The 22874-nt window shown below is 43.2% G+C and carries 25 protein-coding genes; 22 read left to right on the top strand and 3 right to left on the bottom strand.

Features of this window, described 5'->3' with window-relative positions; translation table 11 throughout:
• Positions 1–82: 82 nt before the first annotated feature.
• Genes recF through dnaA form a run of 3 tightly spaced genes read right to left on the bottom strand, consistent with a single transcriptional unit; the run spans position 83 to position 3686 of the window.
• On the bottom strand, positions 83–1165 hold the full coding sequence (gene recF / locus VHA01S_RS13470; protein WP_023404917.1) for a DNA replication/repair protein RecF: 1083 nt from the start codon (positions 1163–1165) through the stop codon (positions 83–85).
• A gap of 4 nt (positions 1166–1169) precedes the next feature.
• Complete coding sequence (dnaN, locus tag VHA01S_RS13465; protein ID WP_023404916.1) at positions 1170–2270, bottom strand: DNA polymerase III subunit beta; 1101 nt, start codon at positions 2268–2270, stop codon at positions 1170–1172.
• A gap of 15 nt (positions 2271–2285) precedes the next feature.
• A complete protein-coding gene (gene dnaA, locus VHA01S_RS13460) occupies positions 2286–3686 on the bottom strand; it encodes a chromosomal replication initiator protein DnaA (protein ID WP_039970971.1) in 1401 nt (466 codons plus the stop codon).
• A 333-nt stretch (positions 3687–4019) separates the two neighbouring features.
• Here dnaA and VHA01S_RS13455 point away from each other — a divergent pair, with 333 nt between their 5' ends.
• From VHA01S_RS13455 to VHA01S_RS13355, 22 genes are all read left to right on the top strand, one after another.
• On the top strand, positions 4020–4775 hold the full coding sequence (locus tag VHA01S_RS13455) for an amino acid ABC transporter substrate-binding protein (protein WP_023404914.1): 756 nt from the start codon (positions 4020–4022) through the stop codon (positions 4773–4775).
• Positions 4776–4889: 114 nt separating this feature from the next.
• Positions 4890–5561, top strand: a complete 672-nt coding sequence (locus tag VHA01S_RS13450; protein WP_023404913.1) for an amino acid ABC transporter permease — start codon at positions 4890–4892, stop codon at positions 5559–5561.
• On the top strand, positions 5558–6295 hold the full coding sequence (locus VHA01S_RS13445; protein WP_023404912.1) for an amino acid ABC transporter ATP-binding protein: 738 nt from the start codon (positions 5558–5560) through the stop codon (positions 6293–6295). The genes VHA01S_RS13450 and VHA01S_RS13445 overlap by 4 nt, the downstream gene beginning before the upstream one ends.
• Positions 6296–6560: 265 nt before the next feature.
• Positions 6561–6698, top strand: coding sequence for a 50S ribosomal protein L34 (rpmH, locus tag VHA01S_RS13440; protein WP_004400210.1), 138 nt, complete (start codon positions 6561–6563; stop codon positions 6696–6698).
• 45 nt (positions 6699–6743) lie between these two features.
• A complete protein-coding gene (rnpA, locus tag VHA01S_RS13435; protein ID WP_240432763.1) occupies positions 6744–7067 on the top strand; it encodes a ribonuclease P protein component in 324 nt (107 codons plus the stop codon).
• Entirely contained in the window at positions 7034–7291 is a 258-nt protein-coding gene (gene yidD, locus VHA01S_RS18190; RefSeq protein WP_023404910.1) for a membrane protein insertion efficiency factor YidD, read from the top strand. The genes rnpA and yidD overlap by 34 nt, the downstream gene beginning before the upstream one ends.
• 2 nt (positions 7292–7293) lie before the next feature.
• A complete protein-coding gene (gene yidC, locus VHA01S_RS13430) occupies positions 7294–8922 on the top strand; it encodes a membrane protein insertase YidC (protein ID WP_023404909.1) in 1629 nt (542 codons plus the stop codon).
• 114 nt (positions 8923–9036) lie between these two features.
• Positions 9037–10398 (top strand): tRNA uridine-5-carboxymethylaminomethyl(34) synthesis GTPase MnmE, encoded by a 1362-nt coding sequence (gene mnmE / locus VHA01S_RS13425; RefSeq protein ID WP_023404908.1) that lies wholly within the window; start codon positions 9037–9039, stop codon positions 10396–10398.
• A 2-nt stretch (positions 10399–10400) separates the two neighbouring features.
• Entirely contained in the window at positions 10401–10841 is a 441-nt protein-coding gene (mioC, locus tag VHA01S_RS13420) for an FMN-binding protein MioC (RefSeq protein WP_023404907.1), read from the top strand.
• Positions 10842–11317: 476 nt separating this feature from the next.
• Positions 11318–13219: a tRNA uridine-5-carboxymethylaminomethyl(34) synthesis enzyme MnmG gene (mnmG, locus tag VHA01S_RS13415; protein ID WP_023404906.1), complete on the top strand. Its 1902-nt coding sequence runs from the start codon at positions 11318–11320 to the stop codon at positions 13217–13219.
• Positions 13216–13845, top strand: a complete 630-nt coding sequence (rsmG, locus tag VHA01S_RS13410) for a 16S rRNA (guanine(527)-N(7))-methyltransferase RsmG (RefSeq protein ID WP_023404905.1) — start codon at positions 13216–13218, stop codon at positions 13843–13845. The genes mnmG and rsmG overlap by 4 nt, the downstream gene beginning before the upstream one ends.
• A gap of 14 nt (positions 13846–13859) precedes the next feature.
• Positions 13860–14633: a ParA family protein gene (locus VHA01S_RS13405; protein WP_023404904.1), complete on the top strand. Its 774-nt coding sequence runs from the start codon at positions 13860–13862 to the stop codon at positions 14631–14633.
• A gap of 23 nt (positions 14634–14656) precedes the next feature.
• Positions 14657–15550 (top strand): ParB/RepB/Spo0J family partition protein, encoded by an 894-nt coding sequence (locus tag VHA01S_RS13400; protein WP_023404903.1) that lies wholly within the window; start codon positions 14657–14659, stop codon positions 15548–15550.
• A 140-nt stretch (positions 15551–15690) separates the two neighbouring features.
• On the top strand, positions 15691–16080 hold the full coding sequence (locus VHA01S_RS13395) for a F0F1 ATP synthase subunit I (protein ID WP_023404902.1): 390 nt from the start codon (positions 15691–15693) through the stop codon (positions 16078–16080).
• Between the two features lie 8 nt (positions 16081–16088).
• Positions 16089–16895 carry a F0F1 ATP synthase subunit A gene (gene atpB, locus VHA01S_RS13390; protein ID WP_023404901.1) on the top strand — a complete coding sequence of 269 codons (807 nt, stop codon included), beginning with the start codon at positions 16089–16091 and terminating at the stop codon, positions 16893–16895.
• A gap of 44 nt (positions 16896–16939) precedes the next feature.
• On the top strand, positions 16940–17197 hold the full coding sequence (gene atpE / locus VHA01S_RS13385) for a F0F1 ATP synthase subunit C (protein WP_017029793.1): 258 nt from the start codon (positions 16940–16942) through the stop codon (positions 17195–17197).
• A 60-nt stretch (positions 17198–17257) separates the two neighbouring features.
• Positions 17258–17728, top strand: a complete 471-nt coding sequence (gene atpF, locus VHA01S_RS13380; protein ID WP_023404900.1) for a F0F1 ATP synthase subunit B — start codon at positions 17258–17260, stop codon at positions 17726–17728.
• Positions 17729–17742: 14 nt separating this feature from the next.
• Entirely contained in the window at positions 17743–18276 is a 534-nt protein-coding gene (gene atpH / locus VHA01S_RS13375) for a F0F1 ATP synthase subunit delta (protein ID WP_023404899.1), read from the top strand.
• Positions 18277–18289: 13 nt separating this feature from the next.
• Positions 18290–19831: a F0F1 ATP synthase subunit alpha gene (atpA, locus tag VHA01S_RS13370; protein WP_023404898.1), complete on the top strand. Its 1542-nt coding sequence runs from the start codon at positions 18290–18292 to the stop codon at positions 19829–19831.
• A 44-nt stretch (positions 19832–19875) separates the two neighbouring features.
• Positions 19876–20742, top strand: a complete 867-nt coding sequence (atpG, locus tag VHA01S_RS13365) for a F0F1 ATP synthase subunit gamma (RefSeq protein WP_023404897.1) — start codon at positions 19876–19878, stop codon at positions 20740–20742.
• 34 nt (positions 20743–20776) lie between these two features.
• A complete protein-coding gene (atpD, locus tag VHA01S_RS13360; RefSeq protein WP_023404896.1) occupies positions 20777–22180 on the top strand; it encodes a F0F1 ATP synthase subunit beta in 1404 nt (467 codons plus the stop codon).
• 18 nt (positions 22181–22198) lie between these two features.
• Positions 22199–22621 (top strand): F0F1 ATP synthase subunit epsilon, encoded by a 423-nt coding sequence (locus VHA01S_RS13355; protein ID WP_021714809.1) that lies wholly within the window; start codon positions 22199–22201, stop codon positions 22619–22621.
• Positions 22622–22874 lie beyond the last annotated feature (253 nt).

The raw sequence follows: 22874 nt of genomic DNA, 5'->3' as shown, positions 1-22874 counted from the left end.
TCATTTGTTCAAATCTCTATTTTTGGTCAAATTAGTATAATTTGCACTGCTACATTAGGGGACGACGCATACGGTCAGTCCCTTATTTTACTAACTCTATTTTGCCACGTTCCACATGAAACATCTTGCTATTTTCGCTGTTCATTTCAGCAATTTGGCTTTCTGTAATAGAGCTTACAAATACTTGTGCTCCAGTTTCCTTCAAACAGTCCGCTAAGCGTGCTCTGCGTTGACTATCAAGCTCTGATGCAAAGTCATCTATTAGATATATACACTGCTTTTCTGTGAGTTTTGTTAGGTGTTGACCTTGTGCAACTCTAAGCGCACATACTAATAATTTAAGTTGTCCACGAGATAAGATATCTTCTACTGGAGTACCGTTTACTCTGATTTTTAGGTCAGCTTTATTTGGGCCACTAAAAGTATAGCCAAGGTGCTGATCTCTCTCGAAATTTTTCTCTAATAATTGTGCATAATCGGCTCCTCTCTCCCAACCTTGATAGAAGGAGATCGAAACATCAAATTCAGACAAAAAATCACGGCACAAAGGTTCGGCTACTTCCTTAAGTTGTGCGACGTATTCAGCGCGCCAATTGGAAATCATTTCGGCAAGCTTAGCCAGTTCTTGATCCCAGTAACTTAACTCTCGATAGCTGGTCGCTGTCTTTAACAGAGCGTTTCGCTGTTTATTCAGGCGCTTTACCCGCCCCCACGCCTCATAAAATTGAGGTTCACAGTGAAAAACACCCCAATCAATAAAGGCACGGCGATGTTTAGGGCCGTCTGTCAGCAGATTAAAGCCCTCTGGATGAATAAGCTGCAAAGGCAATACTTTAGCCAGTTCCGCTAATTTCTGACCAGACTCACCGGATATTTTAACCTCTGTTGTACCATCACGACGCTTATTAATACCAAGTGGAAGCTCAAACTGTTGAGAGTTTTGCAATCTCCCGTGTACGAATAGCTCATCACATTGATGCTGAATAATTCGCCCAGTGATGGAGCTTTTAAAAGAGCGTCCATGACCCAGAAGATACACAGCTTCAAGAAGACTGGTTTTTCCGCTTCCATTAGCACCAATCAGAAAATTGAAGCCTGACGACGGACTAATGTCGCAGGCTTCTATATTTCTAAACTGTTTTATTATGAGACGACTAAGAGGCATACCGTTATAGACGGATCGGCATTACCACGTATTGAGCGCTTGAATCTTCAGCATTCTCAATCAAGGCACTGGCATTTGCGTCTGACATAGAAATAGACACTTTTTCACAACGTACCGCATTTAGTACATCTAGCACGTAGCTTACGTTAAAGCCGATTTCTAAATCATCACCTTGATAGTCAACATCAACCACCTCTTGTGCTTCTTCTTGCTCAGGGTTGTTGGCGGTAATTTGCATCGTCCCGCTAGAAAGGTTGACCCTTACCCCACGGAATTTTTCATTCGATAAAATAGCCGCTCGCGAGAATGCTTGACGCAAATCATCACATTCAGCAATCACTGTTTTAGTGGTATTTTGTGGCATTACGCGGCGATAATCTGGGAAACGACCATCAACGAGCTTCGAAGTGAAGACAAAATTCGCCACGCTCACTCGAATATTTGAAGAACCAATCAACAAGCTTACCGCTTCATCAGGTTGGTCTAAAATTTTCATCAGCTCAAGTACACCCTTACGCGGGATAATCACTTGTTGCTGAGAATAGCTGTCCACTAATGTGGTTTCTGATACCGCCATACGGTGACCATCAGTGGCGACAGAGCGCAATGTATTGCCATCAATATCAAACAACATACCATTTAGGTAATAACGCACATCCTGATTGGCCATAGAGAACTGAGTCTTCTCTATTAAAGAGCGCAGGTGGCCTTGCGTCAGGGTTAATTCGATGTCTGATTGCCAATCTTCGATATTAGGGAAATCGATAGCAGGCAAAGTCGCTAAAGAAAAGCGACTACGACCAGAGCGAACAATGACTCGCTCTGCATCTAATGACAACGAAATGTCGGCATTGTCAGGAAGACCACGACAAATATCAAAGAACTTACGCGAAGGAACAGTCACGCTCCCCGGTTCAAAATCGTTTTCTAGCTGTACTTGGCTGATCAGCTCAACTTCAAGGTCAGTTGCGGTCATCGATAAGATGCCATTATCCACTTTAAGTAGCACGTTACCTAAAATAGGCAGAGCAGGACGACCCGCTAACGCACCAGAAACTTGCTGTAGTGGCTTAATAAGATGCTGACGATTAATAGTGAATTTCATTCTATTAATAACCTATTACGATGAAAGTGTACGGATTAGATTCGAGTAGTCTTCTTTAATATCGTGACTCTCTTCTCGAAGCTGCTCTATTTTACGGCATGCATGTAGCACCGTAGTATGGTCACGCCCACCAAACGCATCACCGATTTCTGGCAAGCTGTGGTTGGTCAGTTCTTTGGCTAGCGCCATCGCCAATTGACGTGGACGAGCAACAGAACGTGAACGACGCTTAGACAATAGGTCAGCGACTTTAATTTTGTAATATTCAGCGACTGTCTTTTGAATATTATCAATAGTAACTAGCTTCTCTTGCAGAGCTAACAAGTCACGTAGCGCTTCTCGAACAAAATCGATAGTAATCGGGCGGCCAGTGAAATTAGCATTAGCAATGACACGGTTCAACGCACCCTCTAACTCACGAACGTTAGAACGCAGACGTTTAGCAATAAAGAACGCCACTTCATCAGCAAGATGAATTTGATGGTCTTCAGCTTTCTTCATCAAGATTGCGACGCGCGTTTCTAGTTCAGGTGGTTCGATAGCAACCGTCAGTCCCCAGCCAAAACGAGATTTTAAGCGATCTTCAACGCCGTTAATCTCTTTTGGATAACGATCTGAAGTAAGAATAATTTGCTGATTACCTTCTAATAATGCATTAAAGGTATGGAAAAACTCTTCTTGAGAACGCTCTTTATTGGCAAAGAACTGAATATCATCGATTAATAGCGCATCTACACTGCGGTAGTAACGTTTAAATTCTTCAATGGCATTGTTTTGTAATGCCTTAACCATATCCTGAACAAAACGCTCAGAGTGCATATACACCACTTTCGCGTTTGGTTTGTTATCAACAATGGCGTTACCTACTGCGTGCAATAAGTGCGTTTTACCTAAACCTGTTCCACCATATAAGAACAGCGGATTGTATGCGGCTCCAGGATTATCCGACACTTGTCGAGCTGCTGCTAAACCGAGTTGGTTTGATTTACCTTCAACAAAGTTATTAAAGCGATGCTTAACATTGACGTTAGAACGGTAAGTGATATCAGAAACGTCACTGTCGTTATCCCAGGTTTTATGTACAGGTCTGCGTCTAGCAAGTTGCGCCGGTGCCGAAAATTCAGCGGCAACGTCGGCTGCGGTCTTTTTCACGGGTGGTGGAGCAGAAACAGGCTTGCTTCCCACCTCAAATCTAAGGCTAGGAATATCGTTATCGCAAAATTCTTGCAGGTGACGATTGATGCTATTGATGTACTTATCGCGTACCCAATCCAACACAAATCGGTTTGGGGCGAATAAAGTAAGCGTATTACCGCTTAACTCAGCTTGCAGTGGTCGTACCCACATGCTGAATTCGGTTGCAGGAAGCTCTTCTTGAAGTTGCTGCAAACATTGAGTCCAAAGCGAAGATGACACATCGACCCCACAATACGAGTAGATTAAAAATTAAGGAGAGTAATTTTACCCCCAGATTATCAAGATCGCTAGCAAATGATCGAAGATCCAGTGTATAAGATCAAAGTTATTCACAATTAATCGTGAGATTTACCAAAGATCGACAAGATTACCCACAGAATTATCCTTATAAAGCCTTACTGGTTTACTAGAGCCTAGGTTATCCCCAAGCTTTTTCACATTCCTTTTCAGGAAAAAGAACTAAAACCAAGTGTTATTGTTAATAACTTTTAAGTATTAGATTAAGTCTCACTAAACTGTAATATTCGCAGCATAAACACGTGGAGTAGTAGTATGAAAAACTGGATAAAAGGTCTAATTTACGCGGTTGCACTAGTTGCAACCTTAGGACAAGCAGCTCACGCTGCAACAGAAATAAAAGTGGGCATGTCTGGACGCTATTACCCGTTTACTTTTGTAGAGAAAGATAAACTACAAGGGTTTGAAGTTGATATGTGGGACGAAATTGCTCGTCGCAATGATTACGATGTAAAATACGTAACCTCTAGTTTCTCTGGCCTATTTGGTATGCTAGAAACAGGACATATTGATACTATTTCTAATCAAATTACTCCAACAGATGCACGTAAAGCTAAATACCTTTTCTCTGACGCTTATGTAGTGAATGGCGTGCAAATTACTGTGCGTAAAGGTAATGACAGCATTAAAACCATCGATGATCTATCAGGTAAAACTGTCGCGGTGAACTTAGGTTCTAACTTCGAACAGATTTTGCGTGATCACAATAAAGACAACTCAATCAACATCAAAACGTATGATACTGGTATTGAACATGATGTTGCTCTTGGTCGTGCTGATGCATTTGTTATGGACCGCTTGTCTGCCCTATCACTTATCAAGAAAACCGGTTTGCCGCTACAATTAGCAGGCCAACCTTTTGAAACTATCGATAGTGCTATGCCATTCGTTAAAAACGATAAAGGCCGTAAATTGCAAAAAGTGGTTAATGAAACCCTTACTGCAATGCGTAAAGACGGTACACTAGCTAAAATTTCAAACAAATGGTTCGATGCTGATGTCACTAAATAATAGTGTAGCTATATAGATTCAGCAGAATCGCTTTAGGCTTGTAGCCCACTATTTCTAATGAAATAGTGGGCTTTGCTTTTTACACAACAAAACGGAACAACATAGGTTTTAAACATGGGCTTTGATTTAAACTACATGCTGGAGTTATTGCCGATACTATTTAAGTATTTGCACATTACCCTAGAGATGGCGGTACTAGGTGGTATTTTTGCCCTAATCCTCGCTCTTATTCTGGCGAATATTCGAGTGTTTAAGATCCCTGTGCTAGATCAGCTTAGCCAACTCTATATTAGCTTCTTTCGTGCTACGCCATTGTTGGTTCAACTATTCTTGCTTTATTACGGGCTACCACAAATATTCCCGATATTAGTAGGAATAGACGCGTTTACTGCAACCATCATCGGCTTAACCTTGCACTTTGCTGTGTATATGACCGAAAGTATTCGAGCCGCCATCATAGGCATTGACCGCAGCCAAATGGAGGCTTGTCGCTCAATCGGCATGACTACGCGTCAAGCCATGCTGCGAGTCATTTTGCCTCAAGCTAGTCGAGTAGCATTGCCTTCTTTGATGAACTATTTCATCGATATGATTAAATCAACGTCATTAGCCTTCACTCTCGGTGTGGCTGAAATTATGGCGAAAGCACAAATGGAAGCCTCTTCAAGTTTCCGATTCTTTGAAGCATTCCTAGCGGTTGCACTTATCTATTGGCTGGTAGTCATCGTGCTAACTCGAGTGCAAATCTGGGCAGAACATAGATTAAATAGGGCGTATCAAAGATGATTAAGCTAAAGAATATACACAAACGTTTCGGTGACAGTGAGATACTGAAAGGCATTGATATAGAGATTGAAAAAGGCGAAATTATCGTCATTATTGGCTCTAGTGGTACAGGTAAATCTACCCTGCTACGTTGTGTTAACTTCCTTGAATCTGCAGAGCAAGGCGAAATTAGCATAGACGATACCTATGTAAACTGCGCCAAGCACACTAAAGCTGAAGAACTCGCCTTGCGACGCAAAACCGGCTTTGTATTCCAAAACTACGCTCTATTTGCTCATATGACAGCGCGTCAGAACATTGCTGAAGGGCTGATAACTGTCCGTGGCTGGAAAAAAGACCAAGCACTACAGAGAGCGCAAGAGATTTTGGACGACATTGGTTTGGGAGATAAAGGCGATAGTTACCCAGCTGCCCTTTCCGGTGGTCAACAGCAACGCGTAGGTATTGGCCGCGCAATGGCGTTTGAACCAGAACTGTTACTATTTGATGAGCCTACCTCTGCACTCGATCCTGAATGGGTCGGTGAAGTACTTAGTTTAATGAAGAAATTAGCGGCTCAACACCAAACAATGCTGGTGGTGACCCATGAAATGCAATTTGCTCGTGAAGTGGCTGATAAAGTGATCTTCATGGCTGATGGGCATATTATTGAGCAGGGAAAACCTGGGGATATCTTTGGTAACCCACAAGATCCTCGCTTGAAGAAGTTCCTAAATAAAGTTGGGATCAAATAAGATCCTTGTGCTTTGATTTTTTACAAGTATAATCCGTCGACCGGAATTTCTAGTCAGGTAGCTTTGTCACTGTCTATTTATAGACCGTTAAGATAAAGATAACTTGTCTTGGGGTTAAACCAATCATTGACTATTTTGAATACAGTGATTACAATTCCGCCTCTTTGTTGAGAGACGTCGGTATCCCTCTTATATAAGAGAGATATATAGCCCACGTCGGGTTTAACAAGAACCTAAAAACTACTGATCAGTAAAGGTAATAACCATGTCTAAACGCACTTTTCAACCTTCAGTTCTAAAGCGTAAACGTACTCACGGTTTCCGTGCTCGTATGGCTACTAAGAACGGTCGTAAAGTAATTAATGCACGTCGTGCAAAAGGCCGTGCGCGCCTTTCAAAATAATTCGCGATTATTTTGACTACGTACGCGTTCAATCGGGAGTTACGTCTGTTAACTCCCGAGCATTATCAAAAAGTCTTCGAAAAAGCTCATAGAGCTGGTTCCCCTCATTTTACTATTATCGCTCGTAACAATTCTCTTTCTCATCCACGACTCGGATTGGCTGTACCTAAAAAGCAAATTAAAACTGCTGTAGGTCGTAATCGATTCAAGAGGATAGCAAGAGAAAGTTTCCGTCTTAATCAACACAAACTTGCTAACAAAGATTTCGTTGTTATCGCAAAGAAAAGTGCCCAAGAATTAAGCAATGATGATATGTTTAAACTCTTCGATAAGTTATGGCAAAGACTTTCTCGCCCCTCACGTGGATAGCGATAGGTCTCGTTAACCTATATCGATATGGTATTAGTCCGTTCATCGGGCCACGCTGTCGTTTTACCCCAACCTGCTCCGAATACACAATCTTGGCATTAAAAAGTCACGGATTTGTAAAAGGGTGTTGGTTATCGGGCAAACGTCTATTAAAATGCCACCCTTTAAATGATGGCGGATACGATCCTGTACCACCTAAAAACACAACAAACAGAGATAAATAACGATGGGTTCTCAACGTAATATTCTGTTTATCGCATTAGCTATGGTTTCATTTTTGCTATTTAAACAATGGCAAACACATACAACCCCAGTAGCTCCTGTGACTAACCAGGCACAATCTAGTACTGATAGTACATTGCCAGCACCTTCATTTACGGATGAAATGGCAGATCCTGCTCCAGAAGCACACCATACGGCAAGCATTGTATCCGTTAAAACTGACGTACTTAATCTATCTATCGATTCTGTCGGTGGTGATGTAGTGTCCGCTGAGCTAAATGAGTATGCTAAAGATTTCGGTTCAAAAGAACGTTTTGTTCTTTTGCACAAAGAAGGCAACAAGCAGTATATTGCGCAAAGTGGTCTAATTGGTCCTCAAGGTATCGATTTAAGCAGCAAATCTCGCCCTCACTACAAAGTGAATTCAGACAGCTTTACGCTAGCTGATGGCCAAGATGAATTGCGCATCCCAATGACTTTCTCTGCTAATGGCATTAACTACACCAAAACCTTCATTCTAAAACGTGGTAGCTATGCTATCGATGTTGTTTACGATGTAGAGAACAATTCTGGTGCTAATGCTACCGTAGGTATGTACGCACACCTACGTCAAAACCTACAAGATGCTGGTGGCAGCTTAACAATGCCAACTTACCGTGGCGGTGCATACTCAACAGAGTCTACTCGCTACAAAAAGTACAGCTTCAAGAATATGGAAGAGCGTAACCTTCAACAAAACCTAAGTGAAGGCCAAGGTTGGGTTGCAATGCTTGAGCACTACTTCGCTTCAGCTTGGGTACCTCGTGATGCACAAGGTGCAACCCTATACACTCGTGTAGTGGGTAACCTAGGCGATATCGGTGTTCGTCTTCCAAACAAAACTATCGCAACAGGTCAAACTGGTGAAATAAAGTCAACTCTTTGGGTTGGTCCTAAACTGCAAAACCAAATGGCAGCTGTAGCACCACATCTTGAGCTAGTAGTTGACTACGGTTGGTTATGGTTCATCGCGAAACCACTACACTGGTTACTATCTATGATTCAAGGCGTAGTAGTTAACTGGGGTCTAGCAATCATGGTTCTGACTTTCATCGTTCGTGGTGCTATGTACCCACTAACAAAAGCTCAGTACACCTCTATGGCTAAAATGCGCATGCTACAGCCTAAGTTAGCCGCTATGCGTGAGCGTATTGGTGATGACCGTCAACGTATGAGCCAAGAAATGATGGCGCTGTACAAGAAAGAGAAAGTAAACCCACTGGGTGGCTGTCTACCTCTTGTTCTGCAAATGCCGATTTTCATCTCTCTATACTGGGCACTAATGGAGTCTGTTGAACTACGTCACTCTCCATTCTTTGGTTGGATTACTGACCTTTCAGCTCAAGACCCGTACTACATCCTGCCTCTATTAATGGGTGCAAGTATGTTTATGATTCAGAGAATGAGCCCAACTACTGTAACGGATCCACTGCAGCAGAAGATCATGACCTTTATGCCGGTTATGTTTACTTTCTTCTTCCTATGGTTCCCATCCGGTCTAGTTCTATACTGGTTGGTATCAAACGTTGTTACGCTAATTCAGCAAACGTTGATCTACAAAGGTCTAGAGAAAAAAGGCTTACACTCTAAATAGAGCTTAAGCTAGCCAATATGAATAAGAGAAGGCGACCTTAGGGTCGCCTTTTTATTTTTTTACTTGTTGTCGTTTAAGTATACAATTTACCTAATTATCCCAATTGAGACCAACATGACTAATGATACAATTGTGGCTCAAGCCACAGCGCCCGGACGTGGCGGAGTCGGCATTATTCGAGTTTCAGGCCCACAAGCCAAGCAAGTTGCTAAACTAGTGGTAGGACGTGAGCTTCAGCCAAGAAGAGCGGAATACCTCCCCTTCGTTGACGATGAAGGTCGCCAACTGGATCAGGGCATCGCACTGTATTTTCCTAATCCACACTCTTTTACTGGCGAAGATGTTTTAGAACTGCAAGGCCACGGTGGCCCAGTCGTTATGGATATGCTGATCAAACGCATCCTAAGCATTGCGAATATCCGCCCTGCTCGACCTGGTGAGTTCTCAGAGCGCGCTTTCCTCAATGACAAGATGGATTTAACGCAAGCTGAAGCCATTGCCGACCTTATTGATGCCAGTTCCGAAGAGGCGGCTAAATCAGCGCTCCAGTCGCTACAAGGCGAGTTTTCAAAACGAATTACGACCTTAGTAGAGTCATTGATTCACCTACGTATTTATGTCGAAGCTGCTATCGATTTTCCAGAAGAAGAAATTGATTTTCTGGCCGATGGCAAAGTCAGCAATGACTTACAAACCATCATCAACAACCTCGAAGCCGTACGTGCCGAAGCCAACCAAGGCGCCATTATGCGTGAAGGCATGAAGGTCGTGATTGCCGGCCGTCCTAATGCAGGTAAATCCAGCCTACTGAACGCGTTATCAGGCAAAGAGTCGGCCATTGTGACCGATATTGCCGGTACCACGCGAGATGTGCTTCGTGAGCATATCCACATTGATGGTATGCCGCTGCATATCATAGACACCGCAGGTTTACGTGAAGCCTCTGACGAAGTTGAAAAAATAGGTATTGAGCGTGCTTGGGAAGAAATCCAGCAAGCCGACCGCGTGTTGTTTATGGTGGATGGCACAACTACAGATGCGACAAATCCGTTAGATATCTGGCCTGATTTTGTGGATCGATTACCGGATAATATGGGTATGACAGTAATCCGCAATAAAGTTGATCAAACCCAAGAAAGCTTAGGTATCTGTCATGTCAACGATCCGACCCTCATTCGTCTTAGTGCGAAAACAGGCGACGGTGTTGATGCACTGCGCACTCATCTAAAAGAGTGTATGGGCTTCTCTGGTAACACAGAGGGAGGCTTTATGGCACGCCGCAGACACTTAGATTCACTAGATAAGGCAGCAGAGCACCTATCTATTGGTCAACAGCAGCTAGAGGGCTTTATGGCGGGTGAGATCCTGGCAGAAGAGCTAAGAATTACGCAACAGCACCTGAATGAGATCACTGGCGAATTCAGCTCTGATGATCTTCTAGGTAGAATTTTCTCATCATTCTGTATAGGTAAATAACAATGTCGACAATTCATTTAATCACTGGTAGCACATTAGGTGGCGCAGAATATGTTGCCGATCATCTTAGCGATTTACTGCAGGAATTGGGCAAAGATACTGAAATCCACAACCATCCAAACCTCAATGACATCGATCCTCAAGGTACTTGGCTCGTTGTTACCTCTACCCATGGAGCAGGCGACTACCCAGAGAACATTCAGCCTTTTATCGCGCAGCTTCAAGACACACCACCGAATACTCAAGCGCTAAACTATAGTGTGATAGCTATTGGGGACTCAAGTTACGACACCTTTTGTGGTGCTGGCCTGCATTGCCATGAACTGCTAGAAGATATAGGTGCTACCGCGTTAACAGAGTGCTTAACGATAGATGTATTGCGTCATCCAGTACCTGAAGAAGCCATTGAAGATTGGTTTGAAGACCACAAACACCTGTTCTAACTCTCCACTTTCCTCTCTATATCTAAGCCGTTGATGCAGTGAAAAGCACAACGGCTTTTCTTTTTGCCTAATATTTGTTCATAAAAACAGCAGTTAGAAAATTATTTTCTGTGGATAAGTACCTAGGTATCCAGTGTTTAACCTATAGTTATCCCATTAACAACTTATAGTGATCTATCCCCCTGTGCATAAGTGGCATTTTTGATCCCAGTTAATACAGAGTTAGATCCACTCAAGATCACAGAAAGTGATCCTCTCAAAGCTATTGATCTTATTAATCAAATCTAACTTATCCACACTAGATCGCTTGCTTAATAATAGATCTAATAAAAGATCTATATAAAGATCTTATATATATTTAAGAACGGGTAAATTGTGTAAAACATTAAAAGCAATTTTCTAATGATCAGAAAGAAGGTAGAATACGCCTCCTTTTTGTTCACTCATTTCACGATAGCAATATTCGAGGTCAACTCATGTTTTATCACGAAAAATTTGATGTCATCATCGTTGGTGGTGGTCATGCTGGTACTGAAGCAGCCTTATCTGCAGCAAGAACAGGCCAAAAGACACTGTTGTTGACTCACAATATTGACACTTTAGGTCAGATGTCTTGCAATCCGGCCATTGGCGGTATTGGTAAAGGTCACCTTGTGAAAGAGGTTGATGCTATGGGTGGATTAATGGCACGCGCCATTGATCATGCAGGTATTCAATTTAGAACTCTAAACGCTTCCAAAGGTCCAGCTGTTCGTGCGACTAGAGCACAAGCGGATCGTGCATTGTACAAAGCGTTTGTTCGTACAGAATTAGAAAACACTCCTAACTTAACTTTGTTTCAACAGTCGGTCGATGATCTGATCGTTGAGAATGATCAGGTCAGGGGTGTTATCACACAAATGGGGCTTAAATTCGAAGCCAAAGCCGTTGTATTGACCGTTGGTACCTTCCTAGGCGGAAAGATCCATATCGGAATGGAAAGCGCGTCTGGTGGTCGTACAGGTGATCCTTCATCGATCGCTTTAGCGCAGCGATTGCGTGATCTTCCATTTAGAGTGGATCGACTAAAAACCGGTACTCCACCAAGAATTGATGCTCGTAGTGTTGATTTTAGTCAGCTTGATGTGCAGCACGGTGACAATCCAACTCCAGTTTTCTCCTTCATTGGTAATCGTAATCAGCAGCCACCTCAAGTGCCTTGTTACATAACCCATACCAATGAATCGACTCATGAAGTGATTCGCAATAACCTCGACCGAAGCCCAATGTATGCTGGGGTTATCGAAGGTATTGGTCCTAGATATTGTCCATCAATTGAAGACAAGGTGATGCGTTTTGCCGATAAAAACAGCCACCAAATTTTTATTGAGCCAGAGGGACTAAGCACTCACGAACTGTACCCAAATGGTATTTCAACCAGCCTTCCTTTTGATGTTCAAGTACAGATTGTTCGCTCAATGAAAGGTTTTGAAAATGCGCATATTGTGCGCCCAGGTTATGCGATTGAGTATGATTTCTTTGATCCTCGAGATTTGAAACACACTTACGAAACCAAATTTATTAAGGGACTTTTCCTAGCCGGTCAGATCAACGGTACTACCGGTTACGAAGAAGCCGCTGCGCAAGGCCTGATGGCGGGTTTGAACGCCAGTTTGTTCTCTCAAGAAAAAGAAGGTTGGTCACCACGTCGCGATCAAGCTTACATGGGGGTATTGATTGATGATCTATCCACTATGGGCACCAAAGAACCGTATCGTATGTTTACCTCACGTGCAGAATATCGATTGCTGTTACGCGAAGACAACGCCGATGTTCGTTTAACCGAAAAAGCGCATGAACTTGGCTTAATCTCTGAACAACGTTGGGCGCGCTTTAACCAAAAAATGGAAGGCATGGCCACGGAACGTCAACGACTAGCAGGCATATGGGTCAACCCGAAATCTGAAGGCGTGGCTGAGCTTAATAAGCTACTGAAAACGCCGTTAACCAGAGAGGCAAGCGGTGAAGATCTTTTGCGTAGACCAGAGCTCAATTATCAACAGCTGACTGAGTTGGATATGTTTGCTCCTGCTCTTGAGGATCAACAAGCCTCAGAGCAAGTGGAAATTCAGGTGAAATACGAAGGTTATATTCAGCGTCAGCAAGATGAAATAGCTAAATCGATGCGTCATGAAAATACTCAAATCCCTTACGAATTTGACTACTCTCAGGTTTCTGGCCTTTCAAATGAAGTGGTTGCCAAGCTAACGGATATGAAACCAGAGACGATTGGTATCGCTTCTCGCATCTCAGGAATCACACCTGCAGCCATCTCTATTTTGCTAGTTTGTCTTAAAAAACAAGGCCTTTTGAAGAAAGGCGAGGAAATTGCAAAATGAGTTTACATCAACAATTAGAATTACTTATTGCAAAAACAGAATTGTCAGTTTCACCAAAACAGATTGATCAGTTGGTCGGCTATGTGGAACTATTGAACAAATGGAACAAAGCCTACAACTTAACGTCGGTACGTAATCCTAGCGATATGTTAATTAAACATATTATGGACAGTATTGTGGTGTCACCTCATTTAGAGGGACAACGATTTATTGATGTAGGTACTGGCCCAGGTTTACCTGGTGTTCCTTTGGCGATAATGAACCCCGATTGTGAGTTTTTCCTTCTAGACAGTCTTGGAAAGCGCATTCGCTTTATCAAGCAAGTGTTGCATGAACTTAAAATTGAGAACGTCACTCCTGTTCTTAGTCGAGTTGAAGAATTTCAACCAGAACAGAAGTTTGATGCCGTTTTAAGTCGAGCATTTGCTTCAATGACCGACATGGTGAATTGGTGTCGTCATTTGACTAAAGAGGATTCTGGCGTGTTTGTGGCTCTGAAAGGCCAAGTCTCACAAGAAGAGGTAGCGCAACTTCCTGATTGGTGCAACGTGATCAGCGTCAAACCTTTGATAGTACCTGAGCTCGATGGTGAGCGACATCTTGTAATCTTACAAGACCAAGATTAGGGAAGAGTTTGAGCGTGGGAAAAATTATATCAATTGCCAATCAGAAAGGTGGTGTAGGCAAAACCACAACCTGCGTTAACTTAGCCGCTTCGATGGCAGCGACTAAGCGCAGTATTTTAGTGATCGATCTCGATCCTCAAGGCAACGCCACTATGGCAAGTGGTGTGGATAAGTACCAAGTAGAAACAACAGCTTATGATCTACTTGTGGAAGAAACTCCGTTTGCAGAGGTGGTGACTCACTCAAAAACAGGTGGATACGACCTGATTGCAGCCAACGGTGATGTAACGGCAGCAGAAATTAAATTGATGGAAGTGTTTGCTCGAGAAGTTAGGCTAAAAAATGCCCTCGCAAATGTACGTGATCAATATGACTTTATTTTTATTGATTGCCCACCATCACTTAACTTGCTGACGATCAACGCTATGGCAGCTTCTGATTCCGTATTAGTGCCAATGCAGTGTGAGTATTTTGCACTAGAAGGCTTGACCGCTTTGATGGATACCATCAGTAAGCTAGCGGCTGTAGTCAATGAAAATTTAAAAATAGAAGGCTTGTTGCGAACAATGTTTGACCCAAGAAACCGTCTTTCTAATGAGGTTTCGGATCAATTGAAGCAACACTTTGGCACTAAAGTTTATCGTACGGTGATTCCTAGAAATGTACGCTTAGCTGAAGCTCCAAGTCATGGCAAACCAGCAATGTATTATGATAAACATTCAGCTGGAGCTAAAGCTTATCTTGCCCTTGCGGGGGAGATATTGCGCCGTGAAGAAGTTACAGTATAAAAAATTTCTAAGGAACAAGATAAATGTCAAAGCGCGGTCTAGGTAAAGGATTGGATGCACTGTTATCGACAAGTGCGATAGCAAGAGAGAAAAATACGCCAACTCATGAGTCTGATTCAGTCAGTACATCTACGAGTGGAGACATGCAGGATATAGCTGTAGAGCGTTTACAGCCGGGTGTTTATCAGCCTCGAACAGAGATGGATGAGGACGCCCTAGCAGAATTGAGCGCGTCCATTCGCTCTCAAGGTATTATTCAACCGATTGTTGTCCGTCAAGTTGACAACAATAAGTATGAAATCATTGCAGGTGAAAGGCGTTGGCGCGCAGCCAAACAAGCGGGGTTAACTCAGGTTCCTTGTGTTGTTAAGCGTGTACAAGACAAAGCCGCAATCGCAATGGCCTTGATTGAAAATATTCAACGTGAAAATTTAAATGCCGTTGAAGAAGCGCATGCGTTAGAGAGTTTAAGAACTAAATTCGAATTATCGCATCAACAAATAGCTGAAGTAATAGGAAAGTCGCGAACAGCAGTCAGTAACTTATTGCGTTTAAATCAGTTAGAAGTAGAAGTTAAAAAGTTGGTTTCTGATGGATTATTGGATATGGGGCATGCCAGAGCTCTTTTAGCAATTGATGGGAAGCAACAAGTTGAATCAGCACTAATCGCTGTTAAAAAACAACTTACAGTTAGACAAACGGAACAACTGGTAAAAAATATCCTTCAGCCGCCAGCCAAAGAAGATAAAAAAATTATCGATCAAGAGGCGGTTTCTTTGTCAGAAAAATTGTCAAAAACGCTTGGAAATGAAGTTTCTTTGATTAGAAACAAAAGTGGTACAGCAAAATTGACGATTAGTGTTGACGAGCCTCACAAATTAGAACTGTTAATCGCGAAGCTTGAACGCATCGTGTGATAATCGGTTCAGTTCAAGTAGATCCATATAGTCATTATTTTTCGTGAATTTTCACATGCAATACATGACGTTGGAGACATAATTCGGAATTTTTGCTTGATGAAAGTTGAGCAAAAGTTGTTTTTCGAGGAAATGAATACATGGTAACTGCGTTAACGAGACCAGGGCGAGAGCTTGCAAAGCGTTTGCTTATGATCGAGTTTAGCGCGGTTATGTTAGTGGCAACTTGGGCAAGCATTACTGTTAATCCTAGTTGGGGACTATCGGCACTTATCGGTGGTGGCATTTTTGTCATAGCCAATGCAGTGTTTTCTTTATTCGCGTTTATGTATGCAGGCGCTAGAGCGGTCAAATTTGTCGCTTTTTCGTTTTATACAGGTGAAGCGCTAAAGATACTCCTAACTATAGTTTTGTTTACCATTGCTTACGTGTATATGGAGTTGGAACTTGTTCCTCTCAAGCTAACCTATTTGCTGGTCTTACTTATAAATATGTTTGCGCCAGTGTTTTTTATTAACAAAAGAAAATAGGAAAAGTTATGGCTACGCCTGGTGAAGCGTTGACATCTTCCAGTTATATCGACCACCACTTACAACATCTATCTTTAGCTAAGTTAGGCGTTGTAGCTGAGGGTAGTTTCTGGAATGTGCATATCGATAGCCTGTTCTTTTCTGTGTTAACTGGTGTGTTATTCCTTTGGGTATTTCGCTCAGTAGCTAAGAAAGCAACAACTGGTGTACCAAGCCGATTGCAATGTGCTGTAGAAATGGTAGTGGAATTCGTTGGTGAGAACGTAAAAGACACTTTCCATGGACGCAACCCGTTGATTGCACCGTTGGCATTAACAATATTCGTGTGGATTATTTTAATGAACTTGATGGACCTTGTGCCTATCGACTTCTTACCTTATCCAGCACAGCTAGCCGGTATCCCTTATCTTAAAGTGGTTCCGACAGCTGACGTGAGTATTACGATGTCTATGGCACTTGGTGTTTTTGCTCTGATGATTTACTACAGCATCAAAGTTAAAGGCATCGGTGGCTTTGCTAAAGAATTAGCACTGCATCCTTTTAACCATCCACTCATGATTCCGTTCAACTTATTGTTGGAAACGGTATCCCTACTGGCCAAACCTATCTCTTTAGGTATGCGCTTGTTCGGTAACATGTTTGCAGGTGAGGTTGTGTTTATTCTTTGTGCTGCAATGCTCCCTTGGTACTTACAATGGGTAGGTTCTCTACCTTGGGCTATCTTCCATATTTTGGTTATTTTGATTCAAGCCTTTGTATTTATGATGCTAACGATCGTATATCTATCGATGGCTCATGAAGATAGTGATCACTAATTTTATAAACGTAAACTCTAAAATTTTTATTGGAGAATTTTCAAATGGAAACTGTTCTAAGTTTTTCTGCTGTTGCTGTAGCGATCATCGTTGGTCTGTGTTCAGTAGGTACTGCTATTGGCTTCGCTATCCTAGGTGGTAAATTCCTAGAAGGCGCTGCACGCCAACCAGAAATGGCCCCAATGCTGCAAGTTAAGATGTTTATCATCGCGGGTCTTCTAGATGCGATCCCAATGATCGGTATCGTAATCGCACTGCTATTCACATTTGCAAACCCATTTGTTGGTCAACTAGCAGGTTAATCAGTAGATCGTAGATCATTCATCTGAAACTTTGTTGATTAATTAAAAGGGGTAGCTGTTGTGGAAATGAACGCAACTCTGCTAGGTCAAGCAATCTCGTTTGCAATGTTTGTCTGGTTCTGCATGAAGTATGTATGGCCACCAATCATTGAAGCGATCGAAGAACGTCAGAAGAAAATTGCTGACGGTCTATCTGCCGCTGAACGCGCAGAAAAGAACTTGAACCTGGCACAAGCCAACGCTTCTGAACAATTAAAAGAAGCGAAGCGCACAGCAACTGAGATCATCGATTCAGCGAACAAACGTAAAGCTCAAATTATTGATGAAGCACGCGAAGATGCACAGGCGGAACGCCAAAAAATCTTAGCGCAAGCTGAAGCAGAAGTTGAAGCTGACCGTAGCCGCGCTCGCGATGAACTGCGCAAACAAGTTGCTACTCTGGCTATTGCTGGTGCCGAGAAAATCTTGGAGCGCTCAATCGATAAAGATGCGCAACAAGATATTCTTGAAAACATTACTGCAAAACTTTAATACAAGGGGCGCTTATGTCGGATTTGGTAACAATCGCACGCCCCTATGCTAAAGCAGCATTCGATTTTGCGGTAGAAAAAGACACGTTAGACCAATGGGGTCAAATGTTGGCTTTTGCTGCCGAAGTAACGAAGCACAAAGAAATTTCTGATGTATTAGATGGCTCATTAACAGCCAACAAATTATCAGAACTGCTCATTGTGGTTTGTGGCGAACAACTTGATGAACATGGCCAAAACCTACTTAAGGTGATGGCAAGTAACGGTCGATTAAAGGCGTTACCTTCTGTTCTAGCTGAGTTTTTAGCTCTTAGACGAGAGCACGATAAGCTTATTGATGTGGATGTGATTTCTGCTTCTGAGCTGTCGAAACAACAGCAAGACAACATGATTAGCAAGTTAGAGCAACGCTTTGACCGCAAAGTGAAGCTGAATTGCAGTATAGATGAGACCCTACTTGGTGGGGTTATTATTCGAGCCGGAGACCTAGTCATTGATAACTCAGCGCGAGGTCGTTTGAACCGCCTGAGCGATGCATTGCAGTCTTAATGGGGATTGGAGCATGCAACTTAATTCCACGGAAATTAGCGATCTAATTAAACAACGTATTGAATCTTTCAACGTTGTAAATGAAGCTCGCAACGAAGGTACTATCGTTTCGGTAAGCGATGGCATCATTCGTATCCACGGCCTTGCAGACGTTATGCAAGGTGAAATGATTGAATTACCGGGTGGCAAATACGCACTCGCACTTAACCTTGAGCGTGACTCGGTTGGTGCAGTAGTAATGGGCCCATATGCTGACCTACAGGAAGGCATGAAAGTTACAGGTACTGGTCGTATCCTTGAGGTTCCAGTAGGCCCTGAATTACTAGGTCGTGTTGTAAACACACTTGGTGAGCCTATTGATGGTAAAGGACCGATCAACGCTGCACTAACTTCTCCTGTAGAAGTTATCGCACCTGGCGTTATCGACCGTAAGTCGGTAGACCAACCTGTACAAACTGGTTATAAGTCAGTTGATTCCATGATCCCTATCGGTCGTGGTCAGCGTGAACTTATCATCGGTGACCGTCAGACTGGTAAAACAGCGCTGGCAATTGATGCCATCATTAACCAGAAAGATTCTGGTATTTTCTCAATTTATGTAGCAATCGGCCAGAAAGCTTCAACCATCGCTAACGTGGTTCGTAAGCTTGAAGAGCACGGTGCACTAGCCAACACAGTAGTTGTTGTTGCTTCTGCATCTGAATCTGCTGCACTGCAATACCTAGCGCCTTATGCGGGTTGTGCAATGGGTGAATACTTCCGCGACCGTGGCGAAGACGCATTGATCATCTATGATGATCTGTCTAAGCAAGCGGTAGCGTACCGTCAAATCTCTCTACTACTGAAACGTCCACCGGGTCGTGAAGCATTCCCTGGTGACGTATTCTATCTTCACTCTCGTCTACTAGAGCGTGCTGCTCGTGTAAACGAAGAGTATGTAGAGCGTTTCACCAAGGGTGAAGTAAAAGGTAAGACAGGTTCTTTGACCGCTCTTCCTATTATCGAAACCCAAGCAGGTGACGTATCAGCATTCGTACCTACAAACGTAATCTCGATTACTGATGGCCAGATCTTCCTTCAAACTGAACTATTCAACGCCGGCGTACGTCCAGCGGTTGACCCAGGTATCTCGGTATCTCGTGTAGGTGGTTCAGCGCAGACTAAGATCATCAAGAAATTGTCTGGTGGTATTCGTACAGCACTAGCTCAATACCGTGAACTAGCAGCATTTGCTCAGTTCTCTTCAGACCTTGATGACACGACTAAGAAGCAACTTGATCATGGTGCTAAAGTGACAGAACTGATGAAACAGAAGCAATACGCTCCTATGTCAGTGTTCTCACAAGCCCTTGTTATCTTTGCTGCTGAGCGTGGTTTCCTAGAAGATATTGAACTTAATAAGATTCTAGATTTTGAAGCCGCTCTACTGTCGTATGCTCATGGTCAGTTCGCTGATCTAGCGGAAGAGATCAACCAAACGGGTGCTTACAACGACGAAATTGAAGCTCAGCTTCAAAAAATCGTCACTGATTTTAAAGCAACCCAAACCTGGTAATTGGTTGGTGACTTGAAAGAGTCACCTACTAACGGAGAGTAACGATGGCCGGCGCAAAAGAAATACGTAATAAAATCGGTAGTGTTAAAAGCACACAGAAGATTACGAAAGCAATGGAAATGGTAGCCGCTTCAAAAATGCGTCGCTCGCAAGATGCGATGGAAGCGTCCCGTCCATATGCAGAAACAATGCGTAAGGTGATCGGTCATTTGGCTAGCGGTAGCCTAGAGTACAAACATCCGTACCTAGAGGAACGCGAAGCCAAGCGTGTTGGTTACATCATAGTTTCTACTGACCGTGGTTTGTGTGGTGGCTTGAACATTAACTTGTTCAAAAAAGCCATTCTAGATATGCAAACTTGGCAGGAAAGTGGTGCTGAAATTGACTTAGCCGTTATCGGCTCAAAGGCAACAGCATTCTTTAACAACAGCGGCGCGAAAGTAGCAGCTCAAACTTCTGGTCTGGGTGATAACCCAAGTCTGGAAGATTTGATCGGTTCAGTACGCGTTATGTTGAAGAAATATGATGAAGGTGAGTTGGATCGCCTCTTCATAGTGTTCAATAAGTTTGTGAACACTATGGTTCAAGAACCAACGATCGATCAATTACTGCCTTTACCTAAATCAGACAGCGAAGAAATGCAGCGTGACCATCAGTGGGACTACATTTACGAGCCAGAGCCGAAACCTTTGCTAGATGCATTGTTGATTCGTTATATCGAATCTAGTGTGTATCAAGGCGTGGTTGAGAACCTAGCTTGTGAGCAGGCCGCTCGAATGGTGGCAATGAAAGCTGCAACGGATAACGCAAACAACCTGATCGAAGATTTACAGCTTGTGTATAACAAAGCTCGTCAGGCTGCGATTACCCAAGAGCTATCAGAAATTTGTTCTGGTGCAGCTGCGGTTTAGTTTTAGGACAACGAATTAGTTTAGAGGATTAACAATGGCTACAGGTAAGATCGTAGAGATCATCGGTGCGGTAGTCGACGTAGAGTTCCCACAAGGCGAAGTACCACGTGTATACGACGCACTTAACGTAGTTGACGCTCCAGAACGTTTAGTTCTTGAAGTTCAACAACAGTTAGGCGGTGGCGTAGTTCGTACTATCGTAATGGGTAGCTCAGACGGTTTACGTCGTGGACTAGATGTTATAAATACTGGTGCTCCAATTACAGTTCCAGTAGGTACTAAAACTCTTGGTCGTATCATGAACGTTCTTGGTGACGCGATTGATGAGTGTGGAGATATCGGTGCTGAAGAGCATTACGAAATTCACCGACCAGCGCCTAGTTATGAAGACCAGTCAAACGCGACTGAACTTCTAGAAACTGGTGTTAAAGTTATCGACTTGGTTTGCCCATTCGCTAAGGGTGGTAAAATCGGTCTATTTGGTGGTGCAGGTGTAGGTAAGACCGTTAACATGATGGAACTTATCAACAACATCGCACTACAGCACTCTGGCCTATCCGTATTTGCGGGTGTAGGTGAGCGTACTCGTGAAGGTAACGATTTCTACTTTGAAATGCAGGAAGCCGGTGTTGTAAACATCGAAAACCCTGAAGAATCTAAAGTAGCAATGGTTTACGGTCAGATGAACGAGCCACCGGGTAACCGTCTGCGCGTTGCACTGACAGGTCTTACTATGGCGGAACGTTTCCGTGATGAAGGCCGTGACGTACTGTTCTTCGTAGATAACATCTATCGTTATACCCTTGCGGGTACAGAGGTATCGGCACTTCTAGGTCGTATGCCATCTGCGGTAGGTTACCAGCCAACTCTTGCAGAAGAGATGGGTGTACTACAGGAGCGTATCACGTCTACGAAGACGGGTTCTATCACATCTGTACAGGCGGTATACGTACCTGCGGATGACTTGACGGATCCATCTCCAGCAACCACGTTTGCTCACTTGGATGCAACGGTTGTACTTAGCCGTAACATCGCTGCTATGGGTCTATACCCTGCGATTGACCCACTGGATTCTACATCTCGTATGCTTGATCCATTGGTTGTTGGTCAAGAGCACTACGATGTGGCTTCAGGCGTTCAAACTACGCTACAGCGCTATAAAGAGCTAAAAGATATCATCGCAATCCTAGGTATGGATGAGCTTTCTGAAGAAGATAAGCAAGTGGTATCTCGTGCGCGTAAGATTGAGAAGTTCCTTACTCAGCCTTACCACGTAGCGGAAGTATTTACAGGTGACCCAGGCGTTTACGTACCTCTTAAAGAGACTCTACGTGGATTTAAAGGCCTACTAGCTGGTGATTACGACGACATTCCAGAGCAAGCATTCATGTACTGCGGTAGCATTGATCAAGCTCTAGAGAACGCTAAGAAGCTATAAGTCTGATTAGGAGGCAATATGGCAGCAATAACCTTTCACCTTGACGTAGTTAGCGCAGAGAAAAAACTGTTTTCTGGGCGCGTAGAAACGTTCCAGGTGACCGGTAGCGAAGGTGAGCTTGGTATTTTCCACGGCCACACTCCGCTGTTGACCGCTATTACTCCTGGTATGGTTCGCATCGTGAAGCAGCACGGCCACGAAGAGTTCATTTATGTCTCTGGTGGTATTGTTGAAGTTCAGCCTGGTACAGCAACTGTACTGGCTGATACAGCAATTCGTGGTGAAGATATCGATGCTTCTAAAGCAGAAGAAGCCAAACGCAAAGCTGAAGAGAGCATTCTTAATCAGCACGGCGACATGGACTTTGCTCAGGCAGCCAGTGAATTGGCTAAAGCGATTGCTCAAGTTAGAGTTGCAGAACTTACTAGAAAGCGTCGCTAATTTATTAGCCATAGCGTATCGAAAAAAGGTGGCCCTAGGGTCACCTTTTTGTTTTGTGCCAAATCTAGGATGTTTAGGTTAATATATAGCTAAGTGGCTTATATCACTAAGTGACTTCAGGGTGCGTGTCATCCTGAGGTCACTTAGTGATGTAAACATGTAATACCAATCGTACTAAATAACTGGTCATTCTAGCTTGTTAAAATACTCGATAACGGCGTTAGAATTTTTGATTGTAGAATAACTACTTATC

Source organism: Vibrio halioticoli NBRC 102217, from assembly GCF_000496695.1.
GTDB classification, from domain to species: Bacteria; Pseudomonadota; Gammaproteobacteria; order Enterobacterales; family Vibrionaceae; genus Vibrio; species Vibrio halioticoli.
The sequence above is the reverse complement of the archived record's forward strand: the minus strand, read 5'-3'. Positions and strand labels throughout refer to the sequence as shown.